Origin of the sequence: Mesorhizobium sp. CA13, assembly GCF_020165235.1 — a bacterium.
Classification (GTDB): Bacteria; Pseudomonadota; Alphaproteobacteria; order Rhizobiales; family Rhizobiaceae; genus Mesorhizobium.
In genome coordinates this window covers 1-26,190 of the sequence record NZ_JAIUHS010000018.1, presented here as the reverse complement: position 1 = coordinate 26,190, position 26,190 = coordinate 1, and the positions used below count along the sequence as shown (strand labels likewise).

The window sequence follows — 26,190 nt, the reverse complement described above, 5'->3', positions numbered from 1 at the left end:
TTCTCATGCCGCAAGCTCCGCCGCAACCGCGCCGAAGGCGGTGATCAGCCGGTTGACTTGGGCGCCTGACGTCGCCGGCGAGATCAGCATCATGTTGTGGAAGGGCGCAATCAGCACGCCGCGATTGACCAGCGCGACATGGATGGCGGCTTCGAGTTCCGGCGCATGCGCGGCTTCCGCCTCGGCACCAGTGCGCAGCGGGCCGGGCGCGCAGATGAATTCGACGCGGGCACCGACGCGAGCGACATGCCATGGCAGGCGGTAGCGGTCGATGACCGCGGTCAGCCCGGCATCGAGCCGCCGCGCCAGATGCTCCATGCGGTCATAATTTTCTTTGGTCATCACCTCTTCGAGGGCGGCGCGCATGGCCGCGAATTGCAACGGGTTGGCCGAGAGCGTCGTCCCCATGCCGGAATAACCCGGCTCTTTCGCCCTGTTGTAGTCGGCGTAGCGCGAGGCGACCTCGTCGCTCATGCCCCAGACGCTTGCCGGCACGCCGCCGGCGATCGGCTTGCCCAACACGAAGAAATCCGGCTCCAGTCCGTATTTCCCGGTATAGCCGCCTGGGCCGGTCGAGATCGTATGCGTCTCGTCGATCAGAAGCAGCGTGCCCGCCGCGCGCGTCAGCTTTCGCAACGCCTCGTGGAAACCGGGATCGGCCAGCACCATGCAGGAATTGGTCAGCACCGGTTCGGTGATGACGCAGGCGACATCCTGGTCCCTGAGCGCCGCCTCCAGCGCGGCAACGTCGTTGAACTCGATGATCTTGGCGGTGCGGGTCAGGTCGCGGAATTCGCCGGCCAATCCCGGCCGATTGGCTGGCTTGCCGTCGATCAGCCGCACCATCGTCTCGTCGACCGAGCCGTGATAGCAGCCGTTGAAGACCAAGATCTTTTCTCGCCCGGCGACGGCGCGGGCAACGCGCAGCGCGAAGCGGTTGGCATCGGTCGCCGTCGTGGCGATCTGCCAGAACGGCAGGCCGAAGCGCTTTTGCAACAGCGGTCCGATGGCGAGCGCATCTTCCGAAGGCAGCATGTATGTCAGGCCGCGCCCGGCCTGCCGTCGGATGGCGCGCGCTACCGCCGGCGGCGAATGGCCGAACATCGATCCGGTGTCGCCGAGGCAGAAATCGTCGAGCCTGTTGCCGTCGATGTCGGTGATCGTAGCGCCTCTGGCGCTCTCGACCAGGATCGGAAACGGCGTCGGCCAGTCGTTCATCCAGTGCATCGGCACCCCGCCGAAGAAGCCGGGCATGCCGTTGCCGGCCTTGGCCTGCGATTTCGGCCGCGCCTTGCGGAAGGCGGCGCCCTCGGTGTCGCGCAATGCCGCAATGCGGTCGCGGCTGACGCCGCCAATGGACGTTTTCGACGAGTCGCTGCTGTGCACGAAAAACCCCTCTGGTGGGGAATAAGGCAGTAGCGCAGTAGGGCAGGGCCGTGGAAAGACGTCAGTGCCCACAACGGCACTTCCTGTCCTCGCTCGTTGTTCCCCTACTCCCCTACTCCCTTAACCCGTGATGTCGATAACGCCGCAGTCGCCGGCGGCACTGCCGAAAGCGATGCGGCGTTCCTCCCTGTCCCACATCATCGAGGTGATGGCACCCTTGCCGGGGCGGCGCAACAGCACCTCCTTGGCGTCGGAAAAACGCACCGCCATCACCATGCCGTCCTCATAGCCGATGGCGACGACATCCTGGCTTGGATGGCAGGCGACTGAGGTCACCATCGCGTTGCCGCGCGTGCCGAGTTCCAGCGGCGCCTTGCCCATCGGCCCGTCCTTGCCTGAAAACGGCCAGACGATCGCCGCCGGCGCGCCGGAACTCGCCAGCCACTTGCCTTTCACGCTCCATGACAGGCTTTTGACCTTGGCGGGATAGCCGCTCATGCGCATGTGCTTGCCGTCCGCCAGCTTCCAGCCGTGCAATGCGTTTTCCTGCATGGTGGTGACGAGGAAGGCGCCATCCGGCGAGAAGGTGATGCCGGTATGGGCGCCGGCCCATTCGAGCTCCACCGGCTTGCCCTCGGCGGCCGGGAAATGCAGCGTCGCGCCATTGTAGCGCGCGACGCCGAAGCGCATGCCCTTGGGCGAGAAGGCCAGCCCCTCGACCGAACGCGGATGGGCGAACTCTTTTGTCCGGCCGTCGGCAAAGCGCACATAGGCGGTCTTGCCTGTAGCATAGGCGATGGCGCCTTGCGGGCCAGCGGCGACGCTGGTGACCCACTTCTTGCCCGCGCTGGCGAGTTCGCTCACGTCACCGCCGGCTTTGACGGCGAACACCTTGCCATCCTCGCCGCCGGTGAGCAGCCGGTCGTTGGCCGCGTCATGGAAAGCTGCGAGCAGCCCGTCATTGGCCTGCACCGTCTTGTGGCCATTGTCGAGCCGATGGACGGTGCCGTCGGCCATCGCGAAATGCGGCACGTCGCCAAGGAAGACGGCGGCGACGCAATGGCCTTCGAGATCAAGCGGGGCGACGGTTGGCATGAGCTTCTTTGTGGGCTGAATGAAATTGCAGAGGCGGCTTACTCGACGTTTGCGGTTCCGACAACCGTCAGGATCAGCAAAGTGATGAGGAGGCGGGCGTCAAAAGCAGCCCCTTGGCTCGAAGATCGGCTGCGAATGATGTCATGGCATCACCAGGGTCGGATCCGATCCGGTGAGGCGCTCGGCGCCATAGCCGACATGCCACGTTGAGGCCCGCTCGCCCTTGGCATCGATGATGAGCAGAATGCCGCCGCCTTCACCCGCAAGCCGCGAGCAGCGCACGCCGCCACCGAGACTTAGGCCTGGCAGGCCTCGAAGCTCTTCCTCAGCCGTTCGGCGTCCAGTTCGCGGCCGATGAACACCAGCCGGCTCTCATGCTTCTCGCCGTCTTTCCAGGCGCGCTGGTGGTCGCCCTCGATGATCATGTGCACGCCCTGGATGACGTAGCGCTCGTCGTCGCCCTTCAAGGCGATGATGCCTTTCAGGCGCAGGATGTTCGGTCCCTCAATCTGGGTGACCTTCTCGATCCAGGGGAAAAATTTCTTCGGATCCATCTCGCCCCCGCGCAGCGAAACCGACTGCACCGTCACGTCATGGATGTCGGAGGGGTGCGCGTGATGGTGGTGCCCATCGTGGTCGTGATCGTGCCCGTCATGATCGTGATGGTGATGATCATGGTGGTCGTCATGCGCCTCGAGGAAATGCGGGTCGTTCTCCAGCGCCTTGGACAGGTCGAAGGCGCCGCGGTCGAGCACTTCCGACAGCGCCACGCCAGCGCGGGTGGTGCGATGAATCCTTGCCGCCGGGTTGATGGCGCGGATCGTCGCTTCGACCTTGGCCAGTTCTTCTGATGTGACGAGGTCGGTCTTGTTGAGCACCACGACGTCGGCGAAGGCGATCTGGTCCTCGGCTTCTTTGGAATCCTTCAGCCTGAGCGGCAGGTGCTTGGCGTCGACCAGCGCCACCACCGCGTCGAGCTTGGTCTTGGAGCGCACGTCGTCGTCCATGAAGAAGGTCTGCGCCACCGGCACCGGATCGGCGAGACCCGTGGTCTCCACCACAATGGCGTCGAAGCGGCCGGGCCGGCGCATCAGGCCTTCGACCACGCGGATCAGGTCGCCACGCACCGTGCAGCAGACGCAGCCATTGTTCATCTCGTAGATTTCCTCGTCGGATTCCACGATCAGGTCGTTGTCGATGCCGATCTCGCCGAATTCGTTGACGATCACGGCGTAGCGCCTGCCGTGGTTTTCCGACAGGATGCGGTTCAGCAGCGTCGTCTTGCCGGCGCCGAGATAGCCGGTCAGAACAGTTACGGGAATCTGCGTCTGTGCGTCGCTCATGGCTTGCCTCGAATGGATGGGCCTTGAAAGATCTCGGCCTCGAAAGGGATTGTCGGTTCCATATAGGATGTGCGGCTGGCTTTTGCACGAGGCAAACCGCAAATGGCTGCGGCCCGAACCATAGGCCAAGGTCTCCTCGAAACGGCCGGAGCGCGACGCCCCGCGGACTGTGCGATATTCGTGCGCAAAAGGAGCCTGTGGACGATCATGCCGAGCCGATCCACCGCAATCGCTTTCGCGAAAAGTCGTTTGTCATCTAACTGAAATAATCATCTGGCATTAGCCACGGCGGACACCGCAATGCTTGCCGGCAAAGCTGTTTCAGGCGCCGGAATCTTTTTGATCGTCGATTGCCAACCGGCCGGCTGCGTCTATGCTGCCCGCACCGGTATGGCCGAAGAGGGATGACCATGGCCAAGGCGGACAAGACTGCGACAATGAGCCGGCTGCATTCGGCGGCAAGGCTGGCAAGAACAGCGCTTGCGGCGCGGCTGCTGGCGCACGGCTTCTATGCCGGCCAGGACCAGATCATGCTGGCGCTCGACCGCGAGGATGGCCAGACGCCGGGCAATCTGGCCGGGCGTCTCGGCGTGCGGCCGCCCACCATAACCAAGACCATCAACCGGCTGCAGGCACAGGGCTTCCTGCAAAAGCGCGCCTCCGACGCCGATGCCCGCCAGGCGCATATCTTCCTCACCGACACCGGCCGCGAGACCATCCGCGCCATCGAAAAGTCCGTCAAGAAGACCGAGAAGCAGGCGCTGAAGGGCCTCGACAAGAAGGAACAGAAGGCGCTGTTCAAATTTCTTGCCCGCATCGAGGCCAATCTCTCGAACGAGGAACTGGCCTTGATCGATGAGGACGCCGAGTTGGACGACTGACCGCCGATTCCGGCGATCAGGCCGCGGCGGACCCGCGGATCAGCGAACACCAGCGTCCCGGCGTCATGCCGAATGCCTTCTTGAATTGCCTGTTGAAATGGCTTTGGTCGCTGAAACCGGCTTCGGCCGCGATCTGCGCCAGCGGCTCGCCGACGGCGATCATACGCCGCGCGCGCTGAAGCCGGCGCATCAAAAGGAAACGATGCGGGCTGGTGGAGAAAGCGGCACGGAAATGCCTGGACAAGGCATAGCGGTCGAACCCGGTAACCGCCTCCAGCTCGTCGGATCGCACGGGCCGGGCAGAGTTTTCCGTGAGATAGTCGCGCGCCAGCGCGGCCGCCCGCCAAGCCGTTCCCCGCACCGCTCTCGCCGGCTGGCCGGCATGGCTGGCGAGCCCTTGCATCATTTGCGCCAGGAAGTCGGCGACGAACAGCTCGTCGAGTTCCTCTTCCAGTGGACCCAGCGCCGAAAGCAAGGTCGCGCGCAGGCGTTCGTCCGCCACCACGGCCTCCCTGACGAAAGGCAGAGATGCGCCGCCGAGGCAGTCCAGCATCAGTGACGGTTCCAGATAGAGGATCCTGTAGCGCAGCCCGTCCTCGGTTCCGGCGCCGCCATCGTGCAGTTCGTCGGGATGCAGGACGATGATCTGGCCGGGCAGGCTATGCCGCACCGCACCGCGATAGCGAAAGCTCTGCACGCCTTGCAGCGTTACCCCGATCGCATAGGTGTCGTGGCGATGCAGGTCGAAGGCGCTGCCGTGGAACCGCGCCTCGATGCGCTCCATGCCGGCAGGATCGCGGGCAGCAATGATGCAGTTTTCCGCAGCCTCCGCGCACAAACGTCCAAGACCCTGGAACGCCTGACTGCCTAGATCGAGCGACATCGCTTCCTTTCGCCTAGAAAGGGCATAACCCCCGAATGGTCACTGTCTCATGTTCGATACGAAATTTGTAATCGTGCTCAGGGATGATCTGCCGGTCTGGCAAAAACTCAACGTCACCGCTTTCCTGACCAGCGGCGTCGTCGCGCAGTTCCCCGATATCATCGGCGAGCCCTATCGTGACCGCGCCGGCAATGTCTACAACCCGCTGTCGATCCAGCCGGTCATCGTGCTGTGCGCCGACCAGACGACACTCGGCGCAATCCACCGCCGCGCCCTGGAGCGGGGTGTGACCACCTCGCTTTATGTCGAGGAAATGTTCTCGACCGGCTTTGACGCGGCCAACCGCGCGGTATTCGCCCAGTTCGCACCCGACGATGCCAGGATCGCCGGCATTGCATTGCGCGCCGACAAGAAGACGGTCGACAAGATCACCAAGGGTGCTCGCATGCACCCCTGATGGCGCCGGCCTGAGCCTGTCGGCGCGTCTTGTTGTGCCAGCCGCTTTTGGCTTGCCGCACGCCCGCAATTGCCGCAAAGGTGGGCCTCAGCCCAGCTTTCCATTCGGCCTGCAAGTGAGTGCTCCCCAAACATCTTCAGAAAGCGCGACGCCGCCGGTGGCGATCCTGTGCATGCTGTCCACCTATGTCTTCTTCACCTTTCTCGACACCAGCAGCAAATATCTCGTCCTGGCCGGCGTCTCCGCGCTTGTCGTCGCCTGGGTGCGCTTTGCCGTGCATGTCGTGCTGGTCGGCGCGCTGTTGCGCGGCTGGCGCGAACCGGCGCGGTTCCGTCCGGTCAACCTGCCGGCACATGTCCTGCGCGGGCTGTTCCTGTTCGGCTCGACCATCTTCAACGTGCTGGCGCTGCGGTCCCTGCAACTGGCCGAGACGACGTCGATCTATTTCTTCGGGCCGATGGTCATCACCGCACTTGCCGGGCCGCTGCTTGGCGAATGGGCGGGCTGGCGGCGGTGGCTGGCGATCCTGGCCGCTTTCGCCGGGGTTCTGATCATCACAAGGCCGGGAGTCGGCGTTTTCGGCATCGGACACCTCTTCGCGCTCGGCTCGATGCTGTCGAACTGCTTCTATGTGATCATGACCCGACGCATGTCGGCGACCGAGACATCGGAAAGCCTCATCCTGTTTTCGGCGCTGGCCCCGGCGGTGGTGCTCCTGCCCATGCTGCCGTTCTCGTTTTCCCTGCCGCACGATGGCTGGCACTGGTTCATCCTGCTCATGCTCGGCGTGTTCGGCGGCGTCGGTCACTGGCTTCTGGTGCAGGCCTATCGCATGGCCACCACCACCGCGCTCGCCCCCTATCCCTATTCGCAGATGGTGTGGATGATCCTTTCCGGGCTCATCGTCTTCAAGCAGTTCCCCGACCGCTGGACGCTCGTCGGCGCCGCCGTCATCGTCGCCAGTGGTCTCTACATCGTCCATCGCGAGCACCGGCTGCGCTTGCGCAATCGCGCGGTGCTGGACGTCGAGGCGGAAGCGCTGGCAAAAAAACTTTGATTTAACCCCGAAGGATGGCATAAGGCCGCCTTTAAACAGTTTAAAAAAACGGCGGGGAGCGGAAGGCTGGCACAGAAGATCAAGCTGTCGACGATCGCGGACGCGCTCGGCGTGTCCACGGCCACGGTATCGCTGGCGCTGCGCGACAGCCCGCTGGTCGCAGGCGGCACTCGCGACCGCATCAAGGAGCATGCCCGCGCCATCGGCTACATCTACAACCGCCGCGCCGCCAGCCTGCGCACCTCGCGGTCAGGCATTGTCGGCGTCGTCGTGCACGACATCATGAACCCGTTCTTCGCCGAGATCCTGCGCTCGATCGAAAGCGAGCTCGACCGCAGCCGCCAGACCTTCATCCTGTCCAATCACTACGACCAGCTCGAGAAGCAGCGCACCTTCATCGACACGCTTTTGCAGCTGGGCGCCGACGGGGTCATCATGTCGCCGGCCATCGGCACTCCGGCCTCGGATATTCTGATGGCCGAGGAAAACGGCCTGCCGGCGGTGCTGATCGCGCGCACCGTCGAGGGCGCCGACGTGCCGGTGTTTCGCGGCGACGATGCCTATGGCACCGGGCTTGCCACCAATCACCTGATTTCGCTCGGCCACAAGCGCATCGCCATGATCGGCGGCACCGACCAGACCTCGACCGGCCGCGACCGCTACCAGGGCTATGTCAACGCCATGGAGGCCGCCGGGCTGGAAGTGCGGCCGGCCTGGCGCATCCCCGGCCCGCGCACCAAACAGGCCGGCTTCGAGGCCGCCGGACAGTTCCTGGCCCTGAAGGACAAGCCGACAGCCGCCTGCTGCTGGAACGACCTCGTCGCCATCGGCCTGATGAACGGCATCGCGCGCGCCGGCCTGGTGCCCGGCCTGGACATATCGGTCACCGGCTACGACGATCTCGAGGAGGCGGCAATCGCCACGCCGGCGCTGACCACGGTATGGAACGGTCAGCGCGAGGTTGGCCGCCGCGCCGCCAGCGCCCTTCTCGACAAGCTGAACGGGCAGACGGTGCGGCCCTCGCAGGAACTGATCAAGCCGGAACTGCATGTGCGACAGTCGACCGGCAAGCCGGTGGAGCGCGTATGACAAAGCCCGAGCAACTGCAAGCCGTCGCCATCCTGGTGCCGGGGCATTTCAACGACCATGCGGTCGAACGCATCGACCGGACATTCAGGCGTGTCGGGATCGAGCGCGCCGACCCCTCCCTGGTCACCGATGAGATGCGTGACAACGTGCGCGCCATCGCCTCGTTCGGCGGCATCAGCGCGGCCCTCATGGATGCATTGCCGAAGCTTGAGATCATCGCCAGTTTCGGCGTCGGCTATGATTCGGTCGATGCCCGCCACGCTGGCGATCATGGCATCATGGTCACCAACACGCCGGATGTGCTGACCGAGGAGGTCGCCGACACCGCCATCGGCCTGCTGATCAACACCGTGCGCGACCTGCCGCGCGCCGAAACCTGGCTGCGCGACGGCAGCTGGCAGCGCAAGGGCAACTATCCCCTGAGCCGGCTTACCTTGCGCGGCCGCAGCGCCGGCATTTTCGGCATGGGCCGTATCGGGCTCGCCATTGCCCGCCGGCTGGAGGCGTTCGGATTGCCCGTCGCCTATCACAATCGGCGCCGGGTCGAGGGCCTGTCCTATCCCTACCACCCGACGCTGAAGGGCCTCGCCGAAGCAGTCGACACACTGATTTCGGTGGTCCCGGGCGGCGCCTCGACGGAAAAGGCGGTCGATGCCGAGATCCTGTCGGCGCTTGGCGCCAACGGCGTCTTCGTCAATATCGGGCGCGGCAGCACGGTGGACGAGGCGGCGCTTGCGACAGCCCTGGCCAAGGGCACTATCGCGGCCGCCGGGCTCGATGTCTTCGCCGACGAGCCGAACGTGCCACAGGCGCTGCTTGACGCGACCAATGCCAGCCTGTTGCCGCATGTCGGCTCGGCCTCGGAGCACACACGTCGCGCCATGGCGGATCTTTGCGTCGACAATCTGGTGTCCTGGTTCAGCGAGCGCCGGTCGATCACACCCGTGCCCGAGACGGCGCATGTGAAGGCGCGCGGCTGAGCGGTCGGGCTGCCATATTTATTAACGTCAGCTTAACCCTTTGAAATCATTCTTCATCCTGTCCGTACGCATGGATGAGGGTCAGCATGAAAACGCTTTCCGCACTGATCGGAGCCGCCGCCCTGTTTGGCGGCGTTCAGCTGTTTCATGGCGGCACTGGCGAAAGCGTGGCTGAAGAGGCCGCGCCGCCCGACACCTACAGGCTGGTCGCCAATGGTGATGAGGGGGTTTGCGCAATCAAACGCGGCGCCACCGTCTCGGACGGCCTGTCGCTTTTGACGGTGGCTCCGAACTGCCGCCGGCTCATGCCAGGCATAGAGCGGGCGAAATTCTGGCGCGAGCAGGAGGACGGCACGGTCGCCTTCAGCGCCAACGGCGTCGATCCGATCGTCACCTTCGCGGTCGCCGATGGCGACGGCTTCGAATCCTACGCCCCCGCGCTGCCGCTGCTGTCGCTGGCGGCGGCCTGGGACCCGAGCACCGACGACTGATTATTCCGCCGCCGCGCGGGCGCCGGCTTTGGCAGCCGCATGCAGGCGAACCGCATCGCCGAAGGCGCGGAAGATCTTGGCCGAGTTGCTGTCCGACTTGACCCAGTATTCGGGATGCCACTGGACGCCCACCGCGAAAGCGCGGGCATTCTTTACGGAGACCGCCTCGACCGTGCCGTCAGCGGCGACAGCCTCGATATCGAGCTTTGAACCAAGCCGGTCGATTGCCTGGCGGTGCAACGAGTTGACTTTGATGGCCCCGGCGCCGAACACGCCGGCGAGACAGCTGCCCGCCTTGATCGAAACGGTCTGGTGAATCGCGAAACGTTCGTCCTGGATATCGCTCACCGGCGCGCGGTGGTCGAGCGAGCCTTCACGCTCCTGGATCTCGGTGCCCAGCGTGCCGCCCAGCGCCACGTTCAGCTCCTGGATGCCGCGGCAGATGGCAAGCAGCGGCACGCCACGCTCGATCGCCTTGCGGATCAGCGGCAAGGTGGTGGCATCGCGTGCCGGGTCATAGGGGCCGTTCGCCTCGCTGGCATCGCCGCCATAGAGCGAGGGGTTCACGTTGGATTTCGAGCCGGTCAGCATGACGCCGTCGACCGACGACAGCAGCTCATCGAAATCGAGGCGCTCGCCGAACGAAGGCACCAGCACCGGGAACACGCCGGCGCCGGCGATCGCCGCCTCCAGATATTGCTGTGGGGCGGCATGCCAGGTGTAGTTGTCGAATTGACGGACGTCGGTCGATATGGCGACGAGCGGCTGCTGCATTTTGGCTTTGTTTTCCATCTGGGCCGGGGAATCCTGGCTTCAAAATAGGCGATCCCAGCACATTTTTCCATGACAAGTTTCGGTCTGTCGGATGGGCCACCAAACGGCCCGTTAGACTATAGTTGCAAGGCCCTGCGCACACGCCGTCAAATCGGGCCGCCACGCTGGACTCGACTCCTTGCCCGTGTATTGTTTCGCCCAGCCGTGCGGGGGCATCAAGCATCCCCGCACGTCGGTTTTGTTGATCCAAAAGGGAGGACTTCATGGATCGTCGTTCATTCATCCGCAAGGCCGGGACGACCGGCGTTGGCGCCGCCGCGGCCGCCGCCACGCTCGCCGCGCCGGCCATAGCCCAGTCCAATCCAAAGGTGACGTGGCGGCTGGCGTCGTCCTTTCCCAAATCGCTCGACACGATCTATGGCGGCGCCGAGGTCTTCTCCAAGATGCTTTCGGAAGCTACCGACGGCAATTTCCAGATACAGGTCTTCGCCGCTGGCGAACTGGTGCCCGGCCTTCAGGCGGCCGATGCCACCACCGCCGGCACGGTCGAGGCCTGCCACACGGTGGCATACTATTACTGGGGCAAGGACCCGACCTGGGCGCTAGGCGCGGCGGTTCCGTTCTCGCTCAACGCGCGCGGCATGAATGCCTGGCACTATCATGGCGGCGGCATCGACCTGTTCAACGAATTTCTCGCCACGCAAGGCTTGTTCGGCCTGCCTGGCGGCAATACCGGCGTGCAGATGGGCGGCTGGTTCCGCAAGGAGATCAACACGGTGGCCGACCTTTCCGGCCTCAAGATGCGCATCGGCGGCTTCGCCGGCAAGGTTGTGCAGAAGCTCGGCGTCGTGCCGCAGCAGATCGCCGGTGGCGACATCTACCCGGCGCTCGAAAAGGGCACCATCGACGCAGCCGAATGGGTCGGCCCCTATGACGACGAGAAGCTCGGCTTCTATAAGGTCGCGCCCTACTACTACTATCCAGGCTGGTGGGAAGGCGGTCCGACCGTCCACCTGATGTTCAACAAGGCGAAATACGAAGAACTTTCGCCGACTTACAAGTCGCTGCTGCATACCGCCGCGCAAGCCGCCGATGCCAACATGCTGCAGAAATACGACTACCTCAATCCTGCGGCGGTGAAGCGGCTGGTGGCAGGCGGCGCCAAACTGCGTCCGTTCAGCCAGGAGATCATGGCCGCCTGCTTCGAGAAGGCCAATGAGGTCTATGCCGAAATGGAAGCCTCGAACGCCCCGTTCAAGAAGATCTGGGAATCCATCAAGGGCTTCCGTAAGGAGCATTATCTCTGGGCGCAGGTGGCCGAGTATAATTACGACACCTTCATGATGGTCCAGCAGCGCAACGGCAAGCTGTAGGTAGGGATTGGTCCCTTCTCCCCGTCACTACACGGGGAGAAGGTCCCGGCAGGGGGATGAGGGGCAGCGCCGGCTTCGGCGATTGAATCGCCCGGGCTTAGGTCTAATGCATGTCGCCCAGAAGCGTGCAGCGGTTCCGGGACATCGACATGCATCAAACAGAGACTTGAAGCGCGTCGCCTGAATCCGTTTCAGCGCGACGCGCTTTAGGGGCTGAAGGCCAACCCTCGTGTCTTATCCATCCACCATTGGCGCTGCCTCTCACCTGCCTGCCGGCATCCTCTCCCCGTAGAGTGACGGGGAGAGGGGAGCTGTCATCGACGGTCTCGCCAGTGGCCAACGTTGCAAGACTTTAGGCTCCGCCCGGCACCACCACCACCTTGACCTCGCCGACGGCAGGCGGGTTGGCGATCACCGTGGCCGCCTCTTCCAGCGGCACCTGCCGGGAGATCAGCCGGTCGATCTCGATCGCGCCCGAAGCGATCAGCTCGGCGGCGCGGCGGTGCGTGTAGGGATTGAGGAAGGAGCCGAGAACCTTCAACTCGCGAAACAGAAGATCGAAGGGCTCGAACGCCGCCTTCATGCCTTGCGGCACCACGCCGACAATGACGACCGTGCCGCCGGCCCTCGCCAGCCGCAGCGACTGCTCGACCGTTTCCTGGACACCGGCACATTCGAGCACCACGTCGACGCCGCCGGGCACCAGTCCGGCTGGACCGGCGATGGCATCGATGACGTCGGCTGCGCTTGCGTCGACCGTTGCCGTCGCGCCGAGCTCTTTCGCCAGCGCGCGCCGCGAAGCCTGGCGCGTCGACAGGATGATGGTGGTCGCTCCCGCAAGCCTTGCCAGTTGCACGGTGAGCAGGCCGATCACGCCGCCGCCAAGTATGGCGACAGAGGAGCCCGGTCTGATCTGGGCCAGGTCGATGCCATGCAGGCAGCAGCCGAGCGGCTCGCAGAAGGCGCCATGCGTTGGCTTCAAGTCCGCGGGCAGGATGAAGGCCTGTTTCTGCGGCAGCACGACGTAGTCGGCGAAGCCGCCGTCGCGATGGATGCCGATGGCATTGAGATTGCTGCACAAATTGACGCGGCCGGCATGGCAATGGCGGCAGCGTCCGCAAGCGATGTTGGGATCACCGGTGACGCGGTCGCCGATCGAGAAGCCGCTCACGGAAGGTCCCATCGCCTCGACGATACCGGAGAACTCATGTCCGGGCGTCACTGGCGGTCTGCAGGGAAACTCGCCGTGGAAAAGATGCCGGTCGGTGCCGCAGACCCCACAGGCCTCGATGCGCACCAGCAGATCGTCAGGCCCGGGAACGGGCTTGGCGACCTCGCGCAGCGTGATGCTGCCAACCGATTCCAGCCGCACCGCTTTCATGGTTTTGCGACCTCCGGCATCAGTTGAAGCTCGGCGGCTTCGACAGGTCCGGCTGTGGTGCCGCCGGTTTGGCGGGCGTCGTGTCGCCGAAGTTCGGCGGCTGCGACAAGTCGGGCGCGGCAGGCGCGGCGGGCGGCGCGGCGCCGTTGCCGGGCGCGGTGCCGGTCCCGGCCGGCGGCGTGCCGAGCGGCGTCAGTCCCGGCACCCCCGGCACCGTATAGTCGATCGTACCGGAATCGACCGCTGTGCCCTTGTAGTGCATCACCATTTGCGGGAAGGCGATGGTGAGCCCGATCATGATCACCTGGATGCAGACGAACGGCACGGCGCCCCAATAGATCTGGCCCGTTGTCACCGGCGCGATCTGCTTGCCGGTCAAGCGGTCGAGATAGGGCACCCGGGCGGCGACCGAGCGCAGGTAGAACAGCGCGAAGCCGAAGGGCGGATGCATGAAGCTGGTCTGCATGTTCACGCCCAGGAGCACGCCGAACCAGATCAGGTCGATGCCGAGCTTGTCGGCGGCCGGCGCCAGCAGCGGCACGATGATGAAGGCCAGCTCGAAGAAATCGAGGAAGAAGGCAAGCACGAAGACCAGGATGTTGACGCCGATCAGGAAGCCGACCTCGCCGCCCGGCAGCGAGGTCAAGAGATGCTCGACCCAGATATGGCCGTTGACGCCGTAGAAGGTGAGGGAGAAGACGCGCGCGCCGATCAGGATGAACAGCACGAAGGACGACAGCCTTGTCGTCGAAGCGAGCGCCTGCTTGACCACGTCGAGCGACAGCCGACCTTTGATCGCCGCCATTGCCAGCGCGCCGACAGCGCCCATGGCGCCGCCCTCGGTTGGAGTGGCGATGCCAAGAAAAATGGTGCCCAGCACCAGGAAGATCAACGCCAATGGCGGGATCAGCACGATCACGACCTGCTGCGCCAGCCGCGACATCATGTTGATTTTCAGGCGCTGGTCGGCGATCGCAACGATATAGATCACGGCCACGCCGATGCTGGCGCCGAGAATGTCGGCATTGTCGCCGTGGGTCGGTGCGAGATAGCGGTAGGCCGCGTAGGAGATCGCCACCGTTGCCAGCAGCGCCACCAGCAGCGACACGACGCCGTGGCCGAGCGTGCGTGCTTCCAGCGGCAGCGCCGGCATCGAATTCGGCCGCACGATCGTCATGACCAGGATATAGAGCATGTAGAGGCTGGTCAGCACGATGCCGGGGATCAGCGCGCCCGCATACATGTCGCCGACCGAGCGGCCGAGCTGGTCGGCGAGCACGATCAGCACCAGTGACGGCGGGATGATCTGAGCGAGCGTTCCGGAAGCGGCGATGACGCCGGACGCCAGCCGGCGATCATAGCCGTAGCGCAGCATGATCGGCAGCGAGATCAGCCCCATGGCGATCACGGATGCGGCCACCACGCCGGTCGTGGCGGCCAGCAGCGCGCCGACGAAGATCACGGCATAGGCAAGCCCGCCGCGGATCGGCCCGAACAACTGGCCGATCGTATCGAGCAGGTCTTCCGCCATGCCCGATCGCTCGAGCACGATGCCCATGAAGGTGAAGAACGGAATCGCCAGCAGCGTGTCGTTCGACATCACCCGACTGCCGTAGAAATTATCCGGCAAGGCATGCAGCAGCGGCCAGGCGAGGTTGATCGAGCCGCCCGAATAGGGCGAGACCAGCACGCCGATGAAGAAGAACAAAAGCCCGTTGGCGGCGAGCGAGAAAGCGACGGGATAGCCGATCAGCAGGAAGAGGACCAGCGAGGCGAACATGATCGGCGCCATGTTCTGGGCGATGAACTCGATCACGAGCGTACCTCGCCAAGCGCCTTAGCCTCGTCTGCCAGTGCCTTGGCTTCGAGTTCCGCCTGCTCATGCGCGGATATGAACGGAGTGGGGTCGTCCATGTCGCCGCGCATGATGGCGATCTTCTTGATGATTTCGGAGATGCCCTGCAGCGCCAGCAGGAAGAAGCCGACCAGGAGGATCGCCTTTGCCGGCCAGATGATCAGCCCGCCGGAATTGTTCGACATTTCGCCGCTGCGGAACGAAAGCGACACGTAGGGGACGAAATAGATCACCATCAGCGTCACGAACGGCATCAGGAAGAAGACGTGGCCGAGAAGGTCGATCCAGTGCTGCACGCGGCGCGGGAACAGGCCGTAGACGATGTCGATGCGGATATGGTCGTTCTGCTTCAGCGTATAGGCCGCCGCCAGCATGAAGGCGGCGCCGAACAGGTACCATTGCAGCTCCAGCCACGCATTCGATGAGATGTCGAACACCTTGCGGATGGTCGCGTTGGCGGCGCTCACCAGGATCGCCAGCAGGATCAGCCACGATATCCATTTGCCGATGAACTCGTTCACGCGATCGATCGCCCTGGATAGAGCGAGAAGCCCTGCCATGCATTCCTCCCTTGTTGTCCGAGGCGCGACGGCTCCCCGTTATTTTACGCCGCGCCGCTGTGGCCTAACCGTATGCCGTGCGTGGCAGGACGGGTCAACACAGGAGCGACGCCGGCAACGCGGTTGTGAGACGAGGGAGCGGACAAAGCGCCGGCCGGCGGCGCACGGCTCGGAAAACCGGAACCGGCCGCCGGCAGGGTTCGCGGGTAAAAATCAAAGCATTAAAGGCGACCGTTTCGCACCCGAAACAAGCTATTGGAGGCGCGCGTCATGCAACCAAAGTCTGATGCGGATCACGCGATCTTGGTCTGGTCGCGACCGGCGCCGATCAGCACCAGCATGGCGACGAGGAACAGGTACATCCACGCGTCGCGCCATTCCACGGGGAAATAGCCGGCCCATAGCGATTCGGCCATGCCGAAAGCGGCAGCGCCCAGGGCCGCCCGCGGCGGCGAGAGATAGCCGCCGACCGCCGTCACGAACAGGATCTTCAGCCCGTAGACAAGGCCGGATCCGAAACTGACATTGCCGTAGTAGAGGCCGGCCATGACGCCGGCGAGCGCGGCGCAAAAGCCACCGAAAAGCACGGCGTGGCGGAACACGGCGCGCACGTCGACACCGCACATGGCGGCCGCCTTGGGATCGTCGGAGACGGCGCGCCAGCGCCGGCCGAAATTCGAATGGGCAAAGGCCCATGCCGCAAGCGCTACCGCGGCCAGCACCACGGCGCAGTCGAGCAGTTGGATCAGCGTCAATGTCGCCTTGAAGCCGGCATTCTGTGCGAAAACGACAGGCTGCGCCAGCATAGGCGGCAGCCACAGATCATGCGTGTCGGCGGCAATGCGGCTTGCTTCCGACAAAACCAGCAAGATGCCGAGCGTGGTCACCACGATCGCGTTGGGCGAGCGGTCGGCCAGCGGTTCGAAGACGCTGCGCGACAGGACGTGGCTTATGAGCGCGGCATAGAGGAAAGCCGCCGCGACGCCGAGCCCCACCGCCGCCGTCAGCGTCAGCCACAGCACCTGGTAGCCGAAGGCGGCGGTCAGGATCATCGTCTGCCCGCAAAAGGCGAACAGCGCGCCATAGGCCAGGTTGGTGCGGTGCAGGATGCCGTTGGTCAGCACATAGCCGAACGCCAGCAGCGCATAGAGCGCCCCCGAATGCAGCCCGTTCAGGACCTGCTGGAAGAAATACAGCATGCGAAACCCTCGGAGCATGTCGCCCAAAGTACACGGCGGTTTTGGGACAACGAAGCGCTCCAACAAAGAGCGGCGATACCACCCCTGAGCAAGACTTGCATCGGCGATTCTAACTTGTCAAACGCGATTTATCGGTTAGATTTCGGCCATGACGGTATCCTGGATCCCCCACCGCTTCACCGGCGGCCTGCTCGCGCTCGACACGGCGAACACCGTCGTGCTGCGCGCCGATCCGGAGAGGACCTTCGACCGTTTTGATGATCGGCGCGAGATCGCCCGCTTCGCGGACGCGGCAAGCGGCTTTCGCGCCGCCGAGCTTGGCGGCAGGCGGCTGGCGGTCTTCGCGCCGGCTGCAATCGCGCCTGTCGTGCTGGCGATCCGCGAGGCGACGGACCGGTTGTTTCGCCACGCCGTGTCGAAGGGCGCCGTCGCTACCGATCATCTCTCCGGCTTGCTGGGAGCCTGCGCTGACGGTCTTGCCGGCAGCCGGACCGAGATCGCAACGCCCGGAAAACCGTTCGGCGATCCGGCAACGCCGATCGCTTTCGAGGCGGCACTGGCGGTTTCCGCCCTGTCGCTGCTGCGCGAGGACACCGTCGCGAGGCTCAGGATCTGTCCCAATTGCTCCTGGTTGTTCGTTGACCGGAGCCGCAATTCCAGCCGCCTTTGGTGCGACATGGCGGTCTGCGGCAACCGCCAGAAGGCAAGCCGTCACTATCGCCGCCGCAGGGCGGCCAATGAGGTCAACAATGTCCAGGATTAGCTCTCGTTCAGCCCTGCTCGGCATGGCGCTGATCGCGGCGATGGCGCTCGGCGCCTGCCGCGACACCGGCAAGGACGGTGAAGGCAGGTTGTTCGAGATTTCAGGCAAGATATTCGTCTTCAACTACCGTCTCGCCCGGGCGACCTATGTCGTGACGCTGCGGCCCTTGCAGCCGATGGGAGAGGGCCAGGTCGCGGTCGCCAGCTTCCAGGATCCGGCCGGCGGTGCGCCGTTGGTGGTCGAGCAGAAGGTCTGGCCCAAGCTCGACAAGGTGACGTTGGAGAGCCCGGCTTTGACCTGCGTCGTCAAGAACAAGCCCTATACGATTGCCATCAGCATCAAGGGCTCCGACGGCGCGGTCCTGCAGAAGATCGACACCACGCTGATGTCCACCGAAGACCAGTCCATCCTGCCCGACCGGCCGCTCGTCATCGACCAACTCTACACCGCCAATCCCGATCTCGTCGGCCATCCCGACGGCAAGCTGCCGGGCGAGCCGAAGCCGGACTGTTCCAAGGGCACCTGACGCTCGCCGCCAAGCCCGAAGAAAAGCGAAATTTTCGTGCGCCGGACGTTGCTCGCGGAGCGATTTCATACCAGGCAAGAGATGACGGCGGATCGTTCGTTGCGCGTTGCCTGGCACGTCCGATTTCGTTTGACCTGTCTTGCAAGGGGAGAAAGGATGCGTCATCCGATCCCGACGCTGGCTGCCTGCCGCCCACGCGGCCTCCGCAGAGGAAATGCCTGATGACGCTGCACGACGTCGCGCTCGACGACAAGTTCGACCTGGGGAAGGAGCGCATCTTCCTGTCCGGCGCGCAGGCGGTCATTCGCATGCTGCTGATGCAGCGCGAGCGCGACCGCCGCGCGGGCCTGAACACGGCCGGCTTCGTCTCCGGCTATCGCGGTTCGCCGCTGGGCGGCCTCGACATGCAGCTGTGGAAGGCGAAAAAACAGCTCGCCCAGGCCGACATCGTCTTCCAGCCCGGCCTTAACGAGGAACTCGCCGCCACCGCCTGCTGGGGATCGCAGCAGACGGAACTGCTGGGCGAGGGCACCCATGACGGCGTTTTTTCGGTCTGGTACGGCAAGGGTCCGGGAGTCGATCGCTCCGGCGACGTCTTCCGCCACGCCAATCTGGCCGGCTCGTCGAAACATGGCGGCGTGCTCGCTTTGATGGGCGACGACCACATGGCCGAATCCTCGACCAACGCGCATGCTACCGAATTCCTGTTCGTCGACTCCATGGTGCCGATCCTCAATCCGGCCGGCGTCCAGGAGATAATCGATTACGGGCTCTACGGCTTTGCCATGTCGCGCTTCGCCGGCACATGGGCGGCTATCAAATGCGTCAAGGACAACATCGAATCGACGGCCTCGGTCGATGCCTCGATCGAGCGGCTGAACATCGTCATCCCCGAATTCGACATGCCGCCCGGCGGCCTCAACATCCGCCACGAGATCGACATGCTCGGCCAGGAGGAGCGGCTGCATGAGTACAAGCGGGCCGCGGCGTCCGCCTTCATCCATGCCAACGGGCTGAACAAGATCGTCTATTCGGGCGGCCGCAACCCCAGGATCGGCATCGCCACCATCGGCAAGAGCTATCTCGACGTGCGCCAGGCGCTGGAGGATATCGGCATCGACGAGGCGGCCGCCAACCGCATCGGCGTGCGGCTGTTCAAGGTGGGTTGCCCCTGGCCGCTCGATTTCCAGCACATTGCCGACTTCGCGCACGGCCTCGACACCATCGTCGTCGTCGAGGAGAAGCGTTCGCTGATCGAGGTGCAGCTTCGCGAGAACCTTTACGGCACCGCCACGCAGCCCGTCATCGTCGGCAAGAAGGACGAGCGCGGCGACTGGCTGTTTCCGGCCAAGGGCGCGCTCGACCCCAACGAGATCGCCATTGCCCTTGGCGAGAGGATCGTGAAAACCATCGGACCGTCGGAAGAGATTTCAGCGCGGGTGGCGAAGCTGCGCCAGTTCCAGGCCATGCTCGCAGACGCGTCGGATATCGGCTCCCGCACCCCCTTCTTCTGTTCCGGCTGTCCGCACAATTCCTCCACCAAGGTGCCGGACGGCTCGATCGCCGCGGCCGGCATAGGCTGCCATTTCATGGCGCTGTGGATGGACAGGAATACCGTCGGCTTCACCGCGATGGGCGGCGAGGGGGCGCAGTGGGTCGGCCAGGCGCCCTTTTCCAAGCGCGACCACATTTTCCAGAATCTGGGCGACGGCACCTACAATCACTCCGGCACGCTGGCGATCCGCTTCGCGCTGTCGTCGGGCGCCAATATCACCTACAAGATCCTCTACAACGATGCGGTGGCCATGACCGGCGGCCAGCCGCATGAAGGCGGCCTGACGGTGGACATGATCGCCAGGCAGGTGCGGGCCGAAGGCGTCGAGCGCATCGCCATCGTCACCGACGAGCCCGACAAATATGCCGGCAAGGTCGAGTTCCCGGCCGGCGCCACCATCCATCACCGCGACGATCTCGATCTCGTCCAGCGCGAGCTGCGTGGCGTCAGCGGTGTATCGATCCTGCTCTACGACCAGACCTGCGCCGCCGAAAAACGCCGTCGCCGCAAGCGCGGCACCTTTCCCGATCCCGACAAGCGGGTCTTCATCAACGAACTGGTCTGCGAGGGCTGCGGCGACTGCGGCGTCCAGTCGAACTGCGTCTCCATCCAGCCGGTGGAGACCGAGTTCGGCCGCAAGCGCCGGATAGACCAGTCGAGCTGCAACAAGGATTTTTCCTGCGTCAATGGCTTCTGCCCGTCCTTCGTCACCGTGCATGGCGCCAGGATCCGCAAGGCCGAAGGCATCGCCGGCAAGACCGATCCGCTCGACGGCGTTCCAGCAGCCGCCGAATTCCCGCTCGGCGAACAGGGCTGGGCGGCGATCATCGACGGCGTCGGCGGCACCGGCGTCGTCACCGTCGGCGCCGTACTCGGCATGGCGGCTCATCTCGAAGGCAAGGGCTGCGGCATGATCGACATGGCCGGCCTTGCCCAGAAGGGCGGCTCGGTGTTTACCCATGTCCGCATCGCCCGCACGCCCGATGACATCCACGCCATCCGTGTCTCGGCCGGCAAGGCCGATCTCGTGCTCGGCTGCGATCTCGTCGTGTCGGGCGCCAAGAAGGTTCTGGCCGCGGTGCGCGAGGGCCACACCATCTTCCTCGCCAACACCGCCGAGATCATGCCGGGCGAGTTTGCCCGCTCGGCCGATTTCTCGCTGCCCATCGAGCGCCTGAAGAGGGCGATCCGCACTGCTGCCGGCGACGACAAGGCGCATTTCTTCGACGCCACCCGCACCGCCACATCCCTGTTCGGCAATTCGCTGGGCGCCAACATGTTCATGCTCGGCTTCGCCTTCCAGCATGGCGGTCTGCCGCTCTCGGCGCAAGCCGTCGAAAAGGCGATCGAATTGAACGGCGAGGCGGTGGGGATGAACATCGCGGCCTTCCGCTGGGGCCGCCGCGCCGCGCATCAGCCGGATTTCGTGCGTGGCCTCGTCGCCCAGCCGGGCAAGGACGGCCAAGCCGCCACGATTGCCCAGACGCTGGACGAGATCATTGCCCGCCGGGTCGCTTTCCTCTCCGCCTATCAGAACGCCGCCTATGGTAAGCGCTACGCCGGCAGGATCGCTGCCCTGCGCGCGGTCGAAGCCAAGGCCGCGCCCGGTTCGACCGCCGTGACCGAAGCGGCGGCCAGGAACCTGTTCAAGCTGATGGCGATCAAGGACGAATACGAGGTGGCGCGGCTCTATACCGACGGCTCCTTCGCCGCCGAGCTCGGCAAGCAGTTCCAGAGTTACGAAAAACTCGAATTCCATTTGGCGCCGCCCATCCTGGGCCGTCGCGGCAATGACGGCAAACCGAGGAAATCGAGCTTCGGCCCCTGGATGATGAAGGGGTTCCGCATGCTGGCGGCGATGAAAGGCCTGCGCGGGACGCCGTTCGACCTGTTCGGCTATTCCGCCGAACGGCGCATGGAGCGGCAGTTGCTGGCGCAATATGAGGCCGACCTGCAACGCGTCGCCAACTCGCTGGCGCCGGGCAACATCGAGGCCGCCACGGCCCTCATCTCGGTGCCGGCACTCATCCGCGGCTACGGCCATGTCAGGCAAGCCAGCGCTCAAAAGGCGGCCGGTGAGCGCCAAAGGCTGCTCGAGCGCCTGTCCGGCATATCGGCGAGGGGAGAACTCCAAGCCGCCGAGTGATGGATACGGCTTGTTTACCTGAACTTGAGTTTCACTACATTCCGTAACGTCACCCGCCTTGACGGCACGGGCAAAGCGGCCGTTCTAAATCTTTCTTAAGGCGAATATGACACTGCTTGACTCCCCAGGGTTGGGATTCAGGCGTTGAATCTGAGAAAAAAGAACGAGATCCCTGTCGACGTCTACATACCGTTCGTGGAAACCTTGTTTCGCGACGGCCTGACGCTGTCGATCGGATTCTTTGCCCAGACCCTGCTGGTGGTGCTCGTTTACTGGAAGACCAGGGATCCGGCCTATCTCGCCGTGACGGTTGGTTTTCTGACGGTTGCTTTCCTGCGCCTGCGCAACATCCGAAAATACCGGAATGCACCGTCGCCCAGGAGCTGGGAAGAAGCGCGCCGCCGCGAGAACGACTACATCCTCTACGGCTCGATGCACGGTTTCATGCTGGGCACGTTCTGCCTCGTCGGCATTTATCTTGCCTATGACGGCTTCGCCGAGATCGCGGCCGTCTGCGTGACGCTCGCCTCCGCCACGTCGATCGCCGGCCGCAATTATGGCTCGCCCAGGATGGTGATGATTTTCATCATGACCATGACCTGGCCCATTTCGCTGGGTTTCATCCTGCGCGGGGACCCTTATCATTTCATTCTCGGCCTGCTTTCGGCGCCGTTCCTGTTCGCCATCAAGCGCTTCGCCGACCTTGTCCGCGAGGTGCTTTTCGCCGCTTTGTCCGAGGAAAAGAAGGCGAACCGCCTCGCCCAGCGGTTCAATCGCGCGCTGAACACCATGTCGCACGGTCTGGTCATGCTTGGCCCGGACGGCCGGGTGGCGGTCGCCAACGCCGAGGCCGCGCATCTGATGTCGCTGAAGTCGGCCGATGCGCTGCTCGGGCGCTCGATCCATGGCTTGCTGATGCGCGGTGTCGCCGGCGGCATGCTGGCGCCGAAGGACTGCCGCTACATCGAAGCACAGCTGACGCGGGCGCTGCGCGAGGGCCGCGACCGCAAGGTGCTCGTTTCGCTCGCCAACGGCCAGCACTACGAATTCTCCGCCCGCGAAGGCAGCCAGGAGCTGGGGGTCATCACCTTCGAGGACGTGACGGCGCGCGTCGAGGCGGAAGACAAGATCCGCTTCATGGCACGCTACGACAGTCTCACCGGCCTGCCCAACCGCGCCTATTTCCACGAACAGGTCGGCGAGGCCATGGCGTCGGGCGACCGCGACCGCCTCTGCGGCCTGGCCGTGCTCGACCTCGACGATTTCAAGAGCGTCAACGACACGCTCGGGCACCCGATCGGCGACGGCCTGATCTACGCGGTCGCCGAGCGGCTTGCGGCCATTGCCGGGCCAGGCTTGACCGTCAGCCGTTTCGGCGGCGATGAATTCATGATCTTCTTCGACCGCATCGAGGATGAGAGCCATCTGGCCAGCCAGCTCGACGTGATATTCGCCGCCCTGCAAGGGGAGGTGGACGTCGCCGGCCATGGGCTGCGTATCCAGGCCAGCGGCGGTGCCGTGCTGTCGCGGGTCAGGGATACCGACGTCGACGCCATGATCGTCAAGGCGGACCTGGCGCTCTATAAGGCCAAGGAGCTCGGCAAGAACGGCTGGCGGCTGTTCGAGGCCGCCATGGACGCCGCTTTCCGCAACCGCCAGCTGATGAAGGCGGACCTTCGCAGCGCGGTGGAAGGCAAGGCCCTGCGCGTCGTCTACCAGCCGATCGTGGCGATGAACACGATGCGCATAGCCAGCTGCGAGGCGCTGTGCCGCTGGGACCATCCCGATCTCGGGCCGATTTCACCCGGCGTCTTCATTCCGCTGGCGGAGGAAATGGGCATCATTTCCGAGATCAGCACCTTCGTGCTGCAGGCAGCCTGCACCGAATGCGCCAAGTGGCCGGACCACACCAGCGTCTCGGTCAATCTCTCCGCCAAGGATTTTCGCAACCGGGACGTCATCCAGAAGGTTCGCGACGCGCTGGCCAGCTCCGGCCTTGCCGCCGGCCGGCTGGAGATCGAGGTCACCGAAACGGCGCTGCTCGACGACAAGTCGCTGACACGCCAATATATCGAGGAACTGAAGCAGATCGGTGTGCGCATCGCACTCGACGATTTCGGTACCGGCTATTCGAGCCTGAGCTATCTGCACAAGCTGCCGCTCGACAAGATCAAGATCGACCGCTCTTTCCTGATGGACGTCACCCAGAGCAAGCGCTCGCTGGAGCTGCTGAAGGGCATTGTCAATCTGTCGCGGCCGCTTGGGCTTTCGGTCACCGTCGAAGGCGTTGAGACCTTCGAGCAGCTCAAGATCCTCGCTTTGGAGGTCAAGCCGGATCTTGTGCAGGGCTTCCTGTTCGGTTCGGCGCTCAGTGCCTCCGGTATCGAGACCATGTCGAGCACGGTTTGGCCTTTCGCCAAGGAGATCAAGAGTGCCAGACGGGCGGCTCGCGGCTGACGCGGCTGCGGAACGTTCTGATTTTAGTAAAATTTGGCTGGTAGTTAACGTTAACGATCAGTAAAGAGCGTTCGGCTCATTTTCATCTTTACATACCGTGGTGCCGTCGTAGTGTTGAGACACGGCGGCATTTACGGGGTTAGTTCATGGATGCGAAGTTGACGGCGCTTCGCCAAGTGGCAAGCGTGAGCGAAGAAAACTCCTCCGACAATATGTCGAGCTTTGCCAGAAATATTTCGGCAATGCTGGAGCGCACCGAGTATCGCCGTTGCGACAAGGGCGAGGACCTCGAGGATATCTATCGGTTGCGCTACAAATCCTATCGCTTGAGCGACATGGTTCCGGAGAATCCGGATCATATTATCCATGACGACCTCGACGAAGCCGAGAACTGCTCGAAATTCGGCATCTACATCGATGGCGAGCTGGTCAGCACGTTACGCATCCACCATGCGTGCAGCGCGACACCGCAATCGCCGTCCACCACGGTCTATGGCGACATATTGCGGCCGATGCTGGCCGCCGGCGCGCATTTCGCCGATCCGAGCCGCTTTGCGGCCGATCCGGACTGGTCGAGGGCCTATCCCCAGATCCCCTATCTGACGCTTCGTCTTGCCGGCATGGCCTGCTTCTATTTCGACGCGCCTTACTGCCTTTCCACCATCCGCCCCGAGCATGCTGGCTTCTATCGCCGCATCTATTGCTCCGAGCAGATCGGTGAATTGCGCGACTATCCAGGCCTGAACTACAAGGTCGTGCTCTATCGGGCCAACGTCGAAGAGATCCGCGAGCGCTCCTTCTCCCGCTTCCCGTTCTTCCGCTCGACGCCGATGGAGCAGCGTATGCTGTTCGAAACGCCGGGCGCGGGCGAACTGGCGCCGCTGACCATCCTGCCGACGGCAAAATATTTCCGCGAAGCCGCCTGATGTCGCTCATCCGCGCACCCCGGCACTGCGCCAATGTCGCGGGCCGATGGAGCTTTTCGGTCGCTGCGACGTTTGGTTGACGCGCTGGCGCCAATCGTCCGCGCAAATGAGAAGCTTTGTCTCCTTCAGCAGGCCAGCGCCGAAAGGAAGCCCATATGACCATCTCCACCCTCGCGCTCACTCCGCTCATCTCGCTGATCGCCGGCGTGCTGATCCTGGTCATGCCAAGGCTGCTGAACTACATCGTCGCGCTGTATCTGATCATAGCCGGCCTGCTTGGATTGTTTCCCCACCTCGCCGGCTGAAGCCGGCCAGCACGGTTGACGCGCCAGCCGGCTTCGTCCGCGATTGCGCGAAAACAAGCAGCCGGAGCGGTTCGGCGATTCTGCCGAAGGCAGGGCGGCTTTGTTTCAAATTTCCCTTGAGGAAGTTGTCGGCTGCGATGCGGCAATAGCGCCATTGCTCTCGGCGCGGCTTTTCGCTATGTGCCTGAAAGATGTCTTCGAAGGGGTATTCCTATGGCTGAGCACACGCCGACCGGTCCTGTCGAACTGGGCGCGAAGATGGACTATGCCGAGCACGACCGCACCTATGCGGGCTTCCTCATGCTGGCCAAATACGGATCGCTCTTCTGCGGCGCCATACTTCTGGCGATGGCTTTCGGTTTCTTCGCGGGCGGCTTCTTCTCGGCGACTGTCCTGTTCGTCCTGATCATGGCCCTCGGCGCCTTCATTCTGCGATAGTCTTTCCAAAACCCCATTGCCTTTGACGTCGCCGGACGCCCCGGCCGACATTTTGCGCAAACAGGTTCCAGCCGAAAGGATCATGCGGTGGGACAGACGGTTTTCATCCCTCGTGAGCTCGATGCGAACGAGCCGCGCGTCGCGGCCTCGCCCGATACGGTGAAGCGGCTGGCTGGCCTGGGTCTTGAGGTGGTTGTGGAGGCCGGTGCCGGCACGCGGTCGCGCATTCCCGATGAGGAGTTCGCCAAGGCGGGCGCTTCGATCGGCAAG

General features: G+C 64.0%; 23 protein-coding genes and 2 pseudogenes. 15 read left to right on the top strand and 10 right to left on the bottom strand.

All coding sequences use genetic code 11. The features are described from left to right. Nucleotides 1-3: 3 nt before the first annotated feature. From LB566_RS28190 to LB566_RS28175, 4 genes and pseudogenes are all read right to left on the bottom strand, one after another. Nucleotides 4-1,386, bottom strand: a complete 1,383-nt coding sequence (locus tag LB566_RS28190; protein ID WP_224629200.1) for an aspartate aminotransferase family protein — start codon at nt 1,384-1,386, stop codon at nt 4-6. 120 nt (nt 1,387-1,506) lie between these two features. Next, the gene (locus LB566_RS28185; RefSeq protein ID WP_224629199.1) at nt 1,507-2,481 is read right to left on the bottom strand and encodes a WD40 repeat domain-containing protein; all 975 of its coding nucleotides are present in this window, start codon (nt 2,479-2,481) and stop codon (nt 1,507-1,509) included. Nucleotides 2,482-2,554: 73 nt separating this feature from the next. Then, nucleotides 2,555-2,796: pseudogene (locus LB566_RS28180) on the bottom strand (hypothetical protein); the annotation flags it as partial. Continuing rightward, a complete protein-coding gene (locus LB566_RS28175; RefSeq protein ID WP_224629198.1) occupies nt 2,778-3,824 on the bottom strand; it encodes a CobW family GTP-binding protein in 1,047 nt (348 codons plus the stop codon). The gene LB566_RS28175 and the pseudogene LB566_RS28180, both read right to left, overlap by 19 nt. Nucleotides 3,825-4,234: 410 nt before the next feature. Here LB566_RS28175 and LB566_RS28170 point away from each other — a divergent pair, with 410 nt between their 5' ends. Next, complete coding sequence (locus LB566_RS28170) at nt 4,235-4,705, top strand: MarR family winged helix-turn-helix transcriptional regulator (protein ID WP_140550339.1); 471 nt, start codon at nt 4,235-4,237, stop codon at nt 4,703-4,705. Nucleotides 4,706-4,721: 16 nt separating this feature from the next. On the opposite strand, the gene LB566_RS28165 is transcribed toward LB566_RS28170, so the two are convergent. Beyond that, on the bottom strand, nt 4,722-5,588 hold the full coding sequence (locus tag LB566_RS28165; RefSeq protein ID WP_224629197.1) for an AraC family transcriptional regulator: 867 nt from the start codon (nt 5,586-5,588) through the stop codon (nt 4,722-4,724). A gap of 49 nt (nt 5,589-5,637) precedes the next feature. Here LB566_RS28165 and LB566_RS28160 point away from each other — a divergent pair, with 49 nt between their 5' ends. From LB566_RS28160 to LB566_RS28140, 5 genes are all read left to right on the top strand, one after another. Next, on the top strand, nt 5,638-6,045 hold the full coding sequence (locus LB566_RS28160; protein ID WP_224629196.1) for a DUF2000 family protein: 408 nt from the start codon (nt 5,638-5,640) through the stop codon (nt 6,043-6,045). 172 nt (nt 6,046-6,217) lie between these two features. Beyond that, entirely contained in the window at nt 6,218-7,102 is an 885-nt protein-coding gene (locus LB566_RS28155; RefSeq protein WP_181172428.1) for a DMT family transporter, read from the top strand. A gap of 66 nt (nt 7,103-7,168) precedes the next feature. Continuing rightward, nucleotides 7,169-8,191 carry a LacI family DNA-binding transcriptional regulator gene (locus LB566_RS28150; RefSeq protein ID WP_140550335.1) on the top strand — a complete coding sequence of 341 codons (1,023 nt, stop codon included), beginning with the start codon at nt 7,169-7,171 and terminating at the stop codon, nt 8,189-8,191. Continuing rightward, the gene (locus LB566_RS28145; RefSeq protein WP_224629195.1) at nt 8,188-9,171 is read left to right on the top strand and encodes a 2-hydroxyacid dehydrogenase; all 984 of its coding nucleotides are present in this window, start codon (nt 8,188-8,190) and stop codon (nt 9,169-9,171) included. The genes LB566_RS28150 and LB566_RS28145 overlap by 4 nt, the downstream gene beginning before the upstream one ends. A gap of 86 nt (nt 9,172-9,257) precedes the next feature. Beyond that, a complete protein-coding gene (locus tag LB566_RS28140) occupies nt 9,258-9,662 on the top strand; it encodes a hypothetical protein (protein ID WP_224629193.1) in 405 nt (134 codons plus the stop codon). Here LB566_RS28140 and LB566_RS28135 read toward each other — a convergent pair whose 3' ends face one another. After that, nucleotides 9,663-10,454, bottom strand: a complete 792-nt coding sequence (locus tag LB566_RS28135) for a gamma-glutamyl-gamma-aminobutyrate hydrolase family protein (RefSeq protein ID WP_224629192.1) — start codon at nt 10,452-10,454, stop codon at nt 9,663-9,665. Nucleotides 10,455-10,699: 245 nt separating this feature from the next. Between LB566_RS28135 and LB566_RS28130 the strand changes: the two genes are divergently transcribed. Further along, nucleotides 10,700-11,809 carry a TRAP transporter substrate-binding protein gene (locus LB566_RS28130; protein WP_140550332.1) on the top strand — a complete coding sequence of 370 codons (1,110 nt, stop codon included), beginning with the start codon at nt 10,700-10,702 and terminating at the stop codon, nt 11,807-11,809. A 352-nt stretch (nt 11,810-12,161) separates the two neighbouring features. Here the strand turns inward: LB566_RS28130 and LB566_RS28125 are convergent, their stop codons facing one another. The 4 genes from LB566_RS28125 to LB566_RS28110 all read right to left on the bottom strand — a co-directional run bounded on the left by LB566_RS28125 (nt 12,162) and on the right by LB566_RS28110 (nt 16,804). Further along, a complete protein-coding gene (locus tag LB566_RS28125; RefSeq protein WP_224629191.1) occupies nt 12,162-13,190 on the bottom strand; it encodes a zinc-dependent alcohol dehydrogenase family protein in 1,029 nt (342 codons plus the stop codon). Between the two features lie 19 nt (nt 13,191-13,209). Further along, complete coding sequence (locus tag LB566_RS28120; protein ID WP_224629190.1) at nt 13,210-15,006, bottom strand: TRAP transporter large permease subunit; 1,797 nt, start codon at nt 15,004-15,006, stop codon at nt 13,210-13,212. Continuing rightward, nucleotides 15,003-15,605, bottom strand: a complete 603-nt coding sequence (locus LB566_RS28115) for a TRAP transporter small permease subunit (RefSeq protein WP_224629189.1) — start codon at nt 15,603-15,605, stop codon at nt 15,003-15,005. The genes LB566_RS28120 and LB566_RS28115 overlap by 4 nt, the downstream gene beginning before the upstream one ends. A 293-nt stretch (nt 15,606-15,898) precedes the next feature. Continuing rightward, entirely contained in the window at nt 15,899-16,804 is a 906-nt protein-coding gene (locus LB566_RS28110) for a branched-chain amino acid ABC transporter permease (protein WP_140550329.1), read from the bottom strand. 148 nt (nt 16,805-16,952) lie between these two features. On the opposite strand from LB566_RS28110, the gene LB566_RS28105 reads away from it, so the two are divergent. The 8 genes and pseudogenes from LB566_RS28105 to LB566_RS28070 all read left to right on the top strand — a co-directional run. Next, the gene (locus LB566_RS28105; RefSeq protein WP_224629188.1) at nt 16,953-17,567 is read left to right on the top strand and encodes a CGNR zinc finger domain-containing protein; all 615 of its coding nucleotides are present in this window, start codon (nt 16,953-16,955) and stop codon (nt 17,565-17,567) included. Continuing rightward, nucleotides 17,554-18,093, top strand: coding sequence for a hypothetical protein (locus LB566_RS28100; protein ID WP_411910518.1), 540 nt, complete (start codon nt 17,554-17,556; stop codon nt 18,091-18,093). Before LB566_RS28105 ends, LB566_RS28100 begins: the two co-directional genes overlap by 14 nt. 221 nt (nt 18,094-18,314) lie before the next feature. Further along, nucleotides 18,315-21,794, top strand: a complete 3,480-nt coding sequence (locus tag LB566_RS28095) for an indolepyruvate ferredoxin oxidoreductase family protein (RefSeq protein ID WP_224629186.1) — start codon at nt 18,315-18,317, stop codon at nt 21,792-21,794. 144 nt (nt 21,795-21,938) lie between these two features. Further along, the gene (locus tag LB566_RS28090) at nt 21,939-24,251 is read left to right on the top strand and encodes a putative bifunctional diguanylate cyclase/phosphodiesterase (protein WP_224629185.1); all 2,313 of its coding nucleotides are present in this window, start codon (nt 21,939-21,941) and stop codon (nt 24,249-24,251) included. Nucleotides 24,252-24,397: 146 nt separating this feature from the next. Further along, nucleotides 24,398-25,177, top strand: coding sequence for an N-acyl amino acid synthase FeeM domain-containing protein (locus LB566_RS28085; protein ID WP_140550324.1), 780 nt, complete (start codon nt 24,398-24,400; stop codon nt 25,175-25,177). A 155-nt stretch (nt 25,178-25,332) separates the two neighbouring features. Beyond that, a complete protein-coding gene (locus LB566_RS28080; protein WP_140550323.1) occupies nt 25,333-25,482 on the top strand; it encodes a DUF3096 domain-containing protein in 150 nt (49 codons plus the stop codon). A gap of 213 nt (nt 25,483-25,695) precedes the next feature. Next, nucleotides 25,696-25,920, top strand: coding sequence for an aa3-type cytochrome c oxidase subunit IV (locus LB566_RS28075; protein ID WP_140550322.1), 225 nt, complete (start codon nt 25,696-25,698; stop codon nt 25,918-25,920). Nucleotides 25,921-26,007: 87 nt separating this feature from the next. Next, nucleotides 26,008-26,190, top strand: a pseudogene (locus tag LB566_RS28070) (NAD(P)(+) transhydrogenase (Re/Si-specific) subunit alpha); the annotation flags it as partial.

Bases quoted from the DNA above. Each gene is read 5' to 3' on its own strand.
- LB566_RS28185 (WP_224629199.1), bottom strand. From the start codon at position 2,481: ATGCCAACCGTCGCCCCGCTTGATCTCGAAGGCCATTGCGTCGCCGCC.
- LB566_RS28175 (WP_224629198.1), bottom strand. From the start codon at position 3,824: ATGAGCGACGCACAGACGCAGATTCCCGTAACTGTTCTGACCGGCTAT.
- LB566_RS28170 (WP_140550339.1), top strand. From the start codon at position 4,235: ATGGCCAAGGCGGACAAGACTGCGACAATGAGCCGGCTGCATTCGGCG.
- LB566_RS28165 (WP_224629197.1), bottom strand. From the start codon at position 5,588: ATGTCGCTCGATCTAGGCAGTCAGGCGTTCCAGGGTCTTGGACGTTTG.
- LB566_RS28160 (WP_224629196.1), top strand. From the start codon at position 5,638: ATGTTCGATACGAAATTTGTAATCGTGCTCAGGGATGATCTGCCGGTC.
- LB566_RS28155 (WP_181172428.1), top strand. From the start codon at position 6,218: ATGCTGTCCACCTATGTCTTCTTCACCTTTCTCGACACCAGCAGCAAA.
- LB566_RS28145 (WP_224629195.1), top strand. From the start codon at position 8,188: ATGACAAAGCCCGAGCAACTGCAAGCCGTCGCCATCCTGGTGCCGGGG.
- LB566_RS28140 (WP_224629193.1), top strand. From the start codon at position 9,258: ATGAAAACGCTTTCCGCACTGATCGGAGCCGCCGCCCTGTTTGGCGGC.
- LB566_RS28135 (WP_224629192.1), bottom strand. From the start codon at position 10,454: ATGGAAAACAAAGCCAAAATGCAGCAGCCGCTCGTCGCCATATCGACC.
- LB566_RS28130 (WP_140550332.1), top strand. From the start codon at position 10,700: ATGGATCGTCGTTCATTCATCCGCAAGGCCGGGACGACCGGCGTTGGC.
- LB566_RS28125 (WP_224629191.1), bottom strand. From the start codon at position 13,190: ATGAAAGCGGTGCGGCTGGAATCGGTTGGCAGCATCACGCTGCGCGAG.
- LB566_RS28115 (WP_224629189.1), bottom strand. From the start codon at position 15,605: ATGGCAGGGCTTCTCGCTCTATCCAGGGCGATCGATCGCGTGAACGAG.
- LB566_RS28110 (WP_140550329.1), bottom strand. From the start codon at position 16,804: ATGCTGTATTTCTTCCAGCAGGTCCTGAACGGGCTGCATTCGGGGGCG.
- LB566_RS28105 (WP_224629188.1), top strand. From the start codon at position 16,953: ATGACGGTATCCTGGATCCCCCACCGCTTCACCGGCGGCCTGCTCGCG.
- LB566_RS28100 (WP_411910518.1), top strand. From the start codon at position 17,554: ATGTCCAGGATTAGCTCTCGTTCAGCCCTGCTCGGCATGGCGCTGATC.
- LB566_RS28095 (WP_224629186.1), top strand. From the start codon at position 18,315: ATGACGCTGCACGACGTCGCGCTCGACGACAAGTTCGACCTGGGGAAG.
- LB566_RS28085 (WP_140550324.1), top strand. From the start codon at position 24,398: ATGGATGCGAAGTTGACGGCGCTTCGCCAAGTGGCAAGCGTGAGCGAA.
- LB566_RS28080 (WP_140550323.1), top strand. From the start codon at position 25,333: ATGACCATCTCCACCCTCGCGCTCACTCCGCTCATCTCGCTGATCGCC.
- LB566_RS28075 (WP_140550322.1), top strand. From the start codon at position 25,696: ATGGCTGAGCACACGCCGACCGGTCCTGTCGAACTGGGCGCGAAGATG.